This is a genomic window from Mesorhizobium sp. M4A.F.Ca.ET.090.04.2.1 (genome assembly GCF_003999085.1).
Classification (GTDB): Bacteria; Pseudomonadota; Alphaproteobacteria; order Rhizobiales; family Rhizobiaceae; genus Mesorhizobium.
Map to the genome: position 1 here is coordinate 1 of NZ_RZOT01000243.1, position 8,565 is coordinate 8,565.

Annotated in this window: 9 protein-coding genes; 6 read left to right on the plus strand and 3 right to left on the minus strand. The window is 66.0% G+C overall.

Annotated elements, in window-relative coordinates:
* Positions 1–41 precede the first annotated feature (41 nt).
* Positions 42–530: a class I SAM-dependent methyltransferase gene (locus EN781_RS17935; protein WP_127400195.1), complete on the minus strand. Its 489-nt coding sequence runs from the start codon at positions 528–530 to the stop codon at positions 42–44.
* A 72-nt stretch (positions 531–602) separates the two neighbouring features.
* Here EN781_RS17935 and EN781_RS17940 point away from each other — a divergent pair, with 72 nt between their 5' ends.
* Positions 603–1,454 carry a hypothetical protein gene (locus EN781_RS17940; protein ID WP_127400197.1) on the plus strand — a complete coding sequence of 284 codons (852 nt, stop codon included), beginning with the start codon at positions 603–605 and terminating at the stop codon, positions 1,452–1,454.
* Here EN781_RS17940 and EN781_RS17945 read toward each other — a convergent pair.
* Complete coding sequence (locus tag EN781_RS17945; RefSeq protein ID WP_126055142.1) at positions 1,451–2,212, minus strand: SDR family oxidoreductase; 762 nt, start codon at positions 2,210–2,212, stop codon at positions 1,451–1,453. The two genes, EN781_RS17940 and EN781_RS17945, sit on opposite strands and share 4 nt — an antisense overlap.
* A gap of 107 nt (positions 2,213–2,319) precedes the next feature.
* On the opposite strand from EN781_RS17945, the gene EN781_RS17950 reads away from it, so the two are divergent.
* Complete coding sequence (locus EN781_RS17950; RefSeq protein ID WP_126055141.1) at positions 2,320–3,216, plus strand: LysR family transcriptional regulator; 897 nt, start codon at positions 2,320–2,322, stop codon at positions 3,214–3,216.
* Between the two features lie 4 nt (positions 3,217–3,220).
* On the opposite strand, the gene EN781_RS17955 is transcribed toward EN781_RS17950, so the two are convergent.
* The gene (locus EN781_RS17955) at positions 3,221–3,847 is read right to left on the minus strand and encodes a TetR/AcrR family transcriptional regulator (RefSeq protein ID WP_189347653.1); all 627 of its coding nucleotides are present in this window, start codon (positions 3,845–3,847) and stop codon (positions 3,221–3,223) included.
* Positions 3,848–3,975: 128 nt separating this feature from the next.
* Between EN781_RS17955 and EN781_RS17960 the strand changes: the two genes are divergently transcribed.
* From EN781_RS17960 to EN781_RS17975, 4 genes are all read left to right on the plus strand, one after another.
* Positions 3,976–5,157, plus strand: a complete 1,182-nt coding sequence (locus tag EN781_RS17960) for an MFS transporter (RefSeq protein ID WP_126055140.1) — start codon at positions 3,976–3,978, stop codon at positions 5,155–5,157.
* Positions 5,158–5,170: 13 nt separating this feature from the next.
* Entirely contained in the window at positions 5,171–6,451 is a 1,281-nt protein-coding gene (locus EN781_RS17965) for a D-arabinono-1,4-lactone oxidase (RefSeq protein ID WP_126055139.1), read from the plus strand.
* Positions 6,448–7,581, plus strand: a complete 1,134-nt coding sequence (locus tag EN781_RS17970) for an alanine racemase (protein WP_126055138.1) — start codon at positions 6,448–6,450, stop codon at positions 7,579–7,581. The genes EN781_RS17965 and EN781_RS17970 overlap by 4 nt, the downstream gene beginning before the upstream one ends.
* Positions 7,582–7,762: 181 nt before the next feature.
* Positions 7,763–8,565: bifunctional helix-turn-helix transcriptional regulator/GNAT family N-acetyltransferase (locus EN781_RS17975; protein WP_127400196.1), on the plus strand; the 803-nt coding region annotated here is incomplete at its 3' end.

The window sequence follows — 8,565 nt, forward strand, 5'->3', positions numbered from 1 at the left end:
ATGTAGTCGGGCACGCCGCTGATTGCGGTCATGGCCACGCGCTATTTGAGCTCGTGGAAGGTCGAGACGCCACCGCCCAGCGCCAGGGCGCGGACATCCTTCGGGTCGTCCGGGGTTTCGGGAGAGGCGTAAAGCCTTATGCCGGCGCGGCCGTCGGCCTTGAGCACGCTCGCGATCGCCGAAAAAAGCGCCCGTCTTGCTTCGGCGTCGCCGATCGCCGAGAGACATCCATCGCCGATCAGCGCGTCGATGCTCGCACCGGGAAACGGCAGGTCGAACCAGTCGCCTCGCACCGCCTTGCGCATATCGGTGTCGCCCGGCCAGATGCCGGCGATCATGTCGGCGGACTCGTCGACCGCAATCATTGTGGCGCCAAGTCCGGCGAGCTCCGGTGTCACGCCGAGCATGACGACGTGCGATTGCGCAAGCTCGAGCTCGCGTTCATAGGCCTCGACCACCTGAGCCGGCGGCCGCAACGGCGAGCCGAGCAACTGCCAGTGTTTGCGAATTGCATTCCAGTGCTCTGTCATGCAAACCCTGGGTTGGTTAGCGCATTGTATTCGATCGAGTAATCGAGGACGCTCGAGAAGCCAATGGGGCGCATGGCACGCATCGCGGTCATCACGCATGAGTTCGACCGGTTTCAGAGCCGGCGTGGGCTGCTGCTACGCCGCGACAGCCCGTATATGCTCTTCGACCTGCTGGAAGAGCTGAAGCGCCGTGGCCATTCGGTCCGGATCCTTGCCGGCACGGCGGCCAGGCCGGAAGCCGACATCGCGGTACTGCATGTCGACGCGACCGTGACGCCGGCCGAATATGTCGAATACGCGCGCGCCTTTCCCTTCTGCCTCAACATCGGCGCCACCGACATCTCCAAGCGTCGCGTCAGCGGTGCCGTGATCGGCAGGGGCGACGGTTGGCAGGGGCCCGTCATCGTGAAGAGCAGCCTGAACAACCTGGGGACGCGCGAGCGCTCGCTGAACCGGCGGTCGCGACGCGCCGGCAAGCCGGAGCCGTTTCCCCGCCTCGAAGCCTTGGACAGCTATCGTGTCCATGGCTCGCTTGCCGATGTTCCGACGACGGTGTTCGACCGCGAGGATCTGGTGGTGGAAAAATTCGTTCCCGAACCGGAGCCGGACGGCTTTGGAGCCCGCTTCTGGCTGTTTTGCGGCGAACGCGGACGCTGCACCCGCCACGTCTCGCCGCAAAGTCTCGTCAAGGGCGACGATACGATCCGCCGCGAACCTGTTCCGGTTCCCGACGAGCTTCGCGCGCTAAGGCGCCAACTTGGCTTCGACTACGGGAAATTCGATTTTGTCATGCATGAGGGCAGGGCAGTGCTGCTCGATGCCAACAAGACCCCCGGGCGAGCCAGGCGCCTTTCGAGCTTCGTCGCCGCCGGCAATGCCAATCTCGCCGACGGCTTCGAAGGGCTGATCCGCCAGGTTACCTAGATATTCATCCCGCCCGATACCTCGATGCGCTGGGCGTTGACCCAGCGATTGTCCTGCGACAGCAGCGAGGCGATCATCGGGCCGATGTCGTCGGCCACGCCGGCGCGGCCGAGCGCGGTGACGCCGGCCACCATGCGGTTGATCTCGGCATTGTCGCGCACATGACCGCCGTTGAAGTCGGTGGCGATCGCGCCCGGCGCCACGGTGTTGGCGGCGATGCCGCGCTGGCCGAGTTCCTTGGCGAGATAGCGCGTGAACACCTCGATGCCGCCCTTCATCATCGCATAGGCCGACGAGCCGGGAGCGGCGAAGCGGGCCAGCCCGCTGGAGATGTTGATGATGCGGCCGCCATCGTTGATCAGCGGCAGCAGCGCCTGGGTGAGGAAGAACACGCCCTTGAGATGGGTGTTCATCAGCGTGTCGAATTCCTCCTCAGTCGTCTCGGCGATCATCTTGCGCAGGCCGGTGCCGGCATTGTTGACGAGATAGTCGAAGCGATCGCGCTGCCAGGTTTCCTCAAGCGTATTCTTCAATGCCGCGGCGAAGGCAGGGAAGGTGGCGACGGCTCCCGCATCGAGTTGGAGCGCCGCGGCGCGGCCGCCGGCGGCCTCGATTTCGGCGACAGCCGCCTCAGCTTCGTCGGCGCGCGAGCGATAGGTGACGATGACGTCGACACCCTTGCGGGCGAGGTGGAGCGCGGTGTTGCGGCCGAGGCCGCGGCTGCCGCCGGTGATCAGGGCGATGGGGCGAGTGGTCATGGCGAGAACTCCTTCTGTTTTGGATGGAGATGCATATACTCGCCTTGCTGGACGATATAATCGGGCACGGATTGCCAACACTATTCATCCTGTGCGAACAATCACCGATGGACAGGTTCGACAGCATGCGGCTCTTCACCCGCGTTGTGGAAAGGCGCAGCTTCACCGCTGCCGCCGCCGATCTCGGCCTGCCGCGCTCCAGCGCCACCGCCGCGATCAAGCAGCTGGAGGAGCGGCTCGGCGTGCAACTGCTCAGGCGCACCACCCGCCACGTCACGACCACTCTCGATGGTGACGCCTATTACCAGCGCTGCATCGGCATCCTCGCCGACATCGAGGACGCCGAGGGCGGCTTCGGCGCGCATGAGGTGCGTGGACGGCTCAGCATCGACATCAACGGCAACCTGGCTCGTACCGTCGTCATCCCGGAACTGCCGGCGCTGCTCGCCCGCTATCCTGGGCTCAGCTTGCATATCGGCGAGGGCGACCGCCTCGTCGATCTCGTGCGCGAGGGCGTCGACTGCGTGGTGCGCGCCGGCACGCTGCCGGACAGCGACATGATCGCGCGCCGAATCGGCACGGCGCGCGAGGCGACGCTCGCCAGCTCCGACTATGTCGAGCGCCACGGCCTGCCGCGTGACCTGGACGAGCTGGCCGGCCATGTGATGATCGGCTTCGTCTCGTCGCGCACCGGGCAGGTGATGCCGCTGGAACTCACCGTCGACGGCAAGGTGCACGAGATCGTCCTGCCGTCGCGGGTTACGGTTTCCAACTCCGACACGGCCGCCACGCTGGTGCTCCAGGGTTTCGGCCTCTACCAGGCGCCGCGCCGCCGTTTTGCCGCTGACATCGAGGCCGGTCGGCTAGTCGAGGTGCTTCCGGACAATCCGCCCACGCCGACGCCGATCTCGGTCCTTTATCCGCGCAGCCGCCAGCTGTCGCCAAGGGTGCGGGTTTTCGTCGACTGGCTGGTGGAGATTCTGGGGCCGAAGCTGGACGCCTGATCGCTCAAAGAAACAACCGCAACTGCGTGTGAATGATCGACCGGTAGTCATCGATCGTCCGCCGGCTCTCGGCCTCGTCCTGCGTCAGCGCCAGCCGCACCACGCCGCCGGCAAGCTGGAAGATGAGAAAGACCACGCGTCCGAACGCCTCGCGCCGCTCCGGCTCAAGCATCGGACCGACATGGTCGCAGAACATTTTCGCCTGCTGCCTGGTCTCGGCGATGTCGAGGTTCTGCAGTGCCTTATCAGCCTGGATCGCGTTCTGCAGGTCCTGGATGGCCGGATCCGCCGCCACGCGGTTGTAGTAGTCGTCGAGCAGTCGATCCGCGGCCGACGTCACATCGTCCACCCCGCGGATCCCGGCGATGATGGCGCCGAAGCGCGCGCGACTCTCCTCCGCGAAGCGCTCGTAGAGCATCGCCAGGATCGCCGATTTGTTGGGGAAATAGTGATAGACGGTGGCGATCGGTCCGCCGGCCAGCGCACCCACTTCCTTCATCGTGACGGCATCGATGCCTTTCTCGCCAATCAGTCGCATGGTCGTCGAAAGGATCGCGTCGATGCGCTCGCGGCTGCGCTCCTGCTTTGGCCTGCGCCTGGGCTCCGTCGCCAATCGCCTTGCTTCGCTCATTGCGCCCGATCTCTCGCGAGAGGTCCAAAATTCCGGTTGACAAGAAACATGATTAACTATCAGTTTCCAGAAATGCTGACAGATTGTCAGTTTTTTGGCGATGCGGCAAGGACGTTGAGGAGGCGCCTTTGGTTACACAAGCCGGCGAGACGGACGGCGGCGACTGGCTGGTCGGCAATCCGAGCGGCCTGCAGCTCGCTTCGGCGCTGTGGATCGGCTCGGTCGGCCTGCTGATCCTCGGGCTTCAGCCGGTGCTGCTCGGCGCGCTCTACACCGAAGGCCATGTCACCGGCGACGAGTTGGCGCTGGTCGCCACCGCCGAGATGATCGCCATCGCCATCGGCTCGGGCGTCGTGGCCATGGCCCTGTCCGCCCGCAACATGCGCTGGAAGAGCGCCATCCTGCTGCTCCTGCTGGCGGCGGCCAACTGGTGGACGGCCCATGCCGCCGGCGCCAACGCGCTGATCGGCGCGCGCAGCCTGGCCGGGCTTGCCGAGGGCGGGCTGGTCGCCATCGCCACCGAGCTGATTGCGCGCTCGCGCCGGGCCGAGCGCATCGGCGGCTATTTCGTCACCGTGCAGACCTTGGCGCAATGCGCGCTGGCGCTGACCTTGGCGCTCTATGTCGTCCCGGTCGCCGGCGCGTCCGGCGGCTTCCTCGCCCTCGGCGTGGTCTGCCTCGCCTCGCTGGCGGTCGCCTGGATCGTGCCGGACGACTATGCCGACCTGCCGAAGGAAGAGCATTTCGCCAATGTGCTGACGCCCGGATCGATCGCCGCGCTGCTCTCGATCTTCTGCTACTTCATGTTCTTCGGCGCGATCTGGGCCTTCCTCGAGCCGCTCGGGGCGCAGTTCGGCATCGATGGCCGCACCGTCGGCCTGATGGTGTCGGCAAGCCTCGCCGCGCAGGTGGTTGGCGCCATGACCGCGACCGCCATCGAGGCGCGCATCGACTATCGCCTGGCGATCACCGCCGTCGGCGCCGTCGCCCTTGTCTGCTCGCTGATTTTCGCCAGCGGACCTGGCCCGACGATATTCTGGGTCGCCGCCTTGGTGATGGGCTTCATCCTGCTGTTCATCGTTCCCTACCAGATCCGCCTGGCGATCACCGCCGACGAGACCCGCACCGCGGTGCTTCTGGTGCCGGCGGCCCAGCTCTTCGGCCTGGCGATCGGGCCGATTGCCGCCTCGCTGCTGATCGACAAGGATTTCCGGCCGGTGCCGGAATTCGCCGCCGCCAGCGCCGCCGCCAGCGTCGCGCTGCTCGGCCTGTTCATCCTCGTGACGCGGCATCGCCGCGCCATTGCCTGAGCGGAGAAGCGCGATGCAGAAAGCCTGGAGCAACTGGTCGGGCCTGGTGCAGGCCGCACCCAAGCTTATCGCCACTCCGTCAGATGCCGGCGAGCTTGCCGATCTGGTGCGCTCGGCGCCCGGTCCGCTCCGCGTCGCCGGCGCTGGCCATTCCTTCACGCCACTGGTGCGGTCGGATGGCACCATCGTCTCGCTGGAGAAGATCGAGGGGCTGGTCTCGCATGACACCGCGGCCAATCGGGCGCGGCTGCGGGCTGGCACTCGGCTTGGGCCTCTGATGCACATCCTGCAGGGCATCGGCCAGGCCCTGCCCAACATGGGCGACATCGACAAGCAGGCGATCGGCGGCGCGCTGGGCACCGCCACGCATGGCTCGGGCCCGAAGCTCGGCGCCTATCACACGCAGTTGGAGACGGTGCAACTCGTCGACGGGACAGGGAAACTGCGCGAATACAGCCGGGCAGGGGACCAGGACATGATCCACGCCACCGGCGTCGCGCTCGGCGCCTTCGGCATCCTCACCGAAGTGACGATGAAGAATATCGCGGCCTACCGCCTGCGCCGCCGCAAATGGGTGCTGCCGATCGGCGACATGCTGCGCGATTTCGAGACGATGTTGGCCGCGCACCGTTCGGCCGAATTCTACTACATCCCGTTTTCCGGCTATGCGCAGTTCATCGCCAGCGACCTGAGCGATGCGCAGCCGACGCAACGGCCGACCGAGGACGACGAGAAGGGTTTGGCGACACTGCGCAAGCTGCGCACCGTGCTGCGCTGGCTGCCGTCGCTGCGCCGCGCGCTGATCAAGGGCGCGGTCAAGAAGGTGCCGGCCGAGGATTATGTGCAGGACTGGCTCAACGTCTATGTCAGCGACCGGCGCACCAAATTCAACGAGATGGAGTACCACCTGCCTTTCGAGGAGGGGCCGAAGGCGCTGGCCGAGATCATCGCGCTGACCGAGAAGCACTTTCCGGAAGTCTACTTCCCGATGGAGGTGCGTTCGGTGGCGCCGGACGAATTCTGGCTTTCGCCCTTCCACAAAAGGCTCACCTGCTCGATCGCCATCCACCACGATGCGGCCAACGGTCCCGAGCCCTTCATGCGGGCGGCCGAGCCGATCTTCCGCAAGTATGGCGGCAGGCCGCATTGGGGCAAGATGCACAGCCTGAAGGCCGCGGATTTCAAGAAACTCTATCCGCGCTGGGATGACGCCATGGCGGTGCGGCGCGATATCGATCCCGAAAACCGCTTCGTGTCGCCCTACATGGCCAGCCTGTTCGGCATCGACACATGAGCGCCTATTTCGCCGATCTCTCCGAGGCGCTGAGGCAAGCCGGCATCTTCCAGCCCGCGCTCGTGCTCGACCGCGACCGGCTCGACCGCAACATCGCGCTGGTGAAGGACAGACTGGCGCCGGGCCTCGCCGTGCGGCTGGTCGACAAGTCGCTCGCCTCCATGCCGCTGCTCCAGCATATTGCCGGCGCGCTCGGCTCCAGCCGTTTCATGACTTTCCATCCGCCGATTACGCAGGCCGTGCTCGACGCCTTTCCCGAGGCGGATCTGCTTTACGGCAAGCCGATGCCGGTCGGCGCGGCGAGAGCCGCGCTCACCAAGGGCGGCGCCGGCTGGTCGCGCGTCTGCTGGCTGATCGACACCGACCAGCGGCTGGCCGAGTATGGCGCGCTGGCGGCCGAACTTGGCACCGAACTGCGCTTTGCCTTCGAGGTCGATGTCGGGCTGCATCGCGGCGGCTTCGCCAGCCCCGAAGACATAAAGGCGCTGACCATCCCGAACGGCCTGCGCTGCGAAGGTATCATGGCCTACGAGGCGCATGCGCCGGAGATTCCCGGCCTGTTCGGCGGCCAGGCCGGCGCGCTGGGGAAAGCCCAGGCGCTGGCCGAGGAATTCGCCGACAGCCTCGGCGAGGACCAGCGCCGCATCCTGAACATAGGCGGCTCGAAGACGGCGTTGCTGCACCATGGCGGGGTCGCCAACGAAGTCTCGATCGGCTCCGCTTTCGTGCTGCCCAGCGATTTCGACGTCCCCGGCCTGGATGGCCTCCAGCCTGCAGCCTTCATCGCGACGCCGATCCTGAAGGTGGTGGAGCCGGTGCTGCCGGGGCCGGCCTCGGTGTCCCGCATGCTCACGGCGCTTGGCCTGTTCCCGCGCAAGGGCTGCTATCTCTACGGCGGCAAGTGGATGGCCGGGCCGGTGTTCCCGGAGGGAATGAAGGTAAACAGCCTGATGGGCCTGTCCTCCAACCAGCAGTTCATGGCCCTGCCGGCCGGAGCCGACGTAAAGCCCGGCGACTGCGCCTTCCTGCGTCCGACGCAGAGCGAGGCCGTGCTGCAGCATTTCGGCTCGATCGCGGTGTTTTCGGCCGGACATATTGTCGAGCGCTGGCCGGCGTTGCCGATGGGGTGAGGTGCGAAGCGCTCGCCATTGGCGCAGGCCTCCGCGACATCGTCATCCTAGGGTCTGCGCTGCGTCGCTCCGCTCCTTGCTTCGCCGTAGGATGACGAACGCGTATCACGCCTCGACCTGCAAGCATTTACTTGACTCAGTCAACTAAATGCCCGATCTTCTCCCTGACAGGAGAAGCGCCATGACCATCCACGATCACCCCGGCAAGGAACGCACCGACGCGGTGCGCGCCTTCAACCGCTTCTACACCCGACAGATCGGCCTGCTTGACGAAGGCCTGCTGAAGAGCCCGTTCTCGCTGACCGAGGCGCGGGTGCTTTATGAACTCGCCCATCACGATGGCCTCGTCGCCAGCGACCTTGTTCGCGACCTCGGCCTCGACGCCGGCTATGTCAGCCGTCTCCTGAAGAAATTCGAGGAACGCGGTCTCGCCGAGCGCGCCGCTACCGAAGCCGACGCCCGGCGCTCATCGATCGCGCTGACACAGGTGGGGAGGGATGCTTTCGCGCCGCTCAACAAAGACTCGCATGCGCAGGTCCAGGCCTTGCTCGACAAGCTCCCGCCGGCCGAGCAGGACAGGCTGGTCAAGGCGATGGGCACCGTGCAGCGTCTGCTCGGCGATCTGCCGGAACCCAGGGTTCCGTATGTATTGCGGCCCTTGCAGGTCGGCGACATCGGCTGGGTCACGCGGCGCCAGGGCCTCTTCTATGCGCAGGACTATGGCTGGGACGAAACCTATGAGGCGCTGGTCGCCGAGATCCTGGCTGAGTTCGTCAGGAAGTTCGACCCGAAATGGGAGCGTGCCTGGATCGCCGAGCGGGAAGGAGAGGTCGTCGGCTCGGTCTTCCTCGTGCGCAAGTCGGACGCTGTGGCGAAACTGCGCCTGCTCTATGTCGAGCCGTCCGCGCGCGGCCTCGGTATCGGCAAGCGGCTGGTCGATGAATGCATCGGCTTTGCCCGCGCCAAAGGCTACAGGACGCTGAC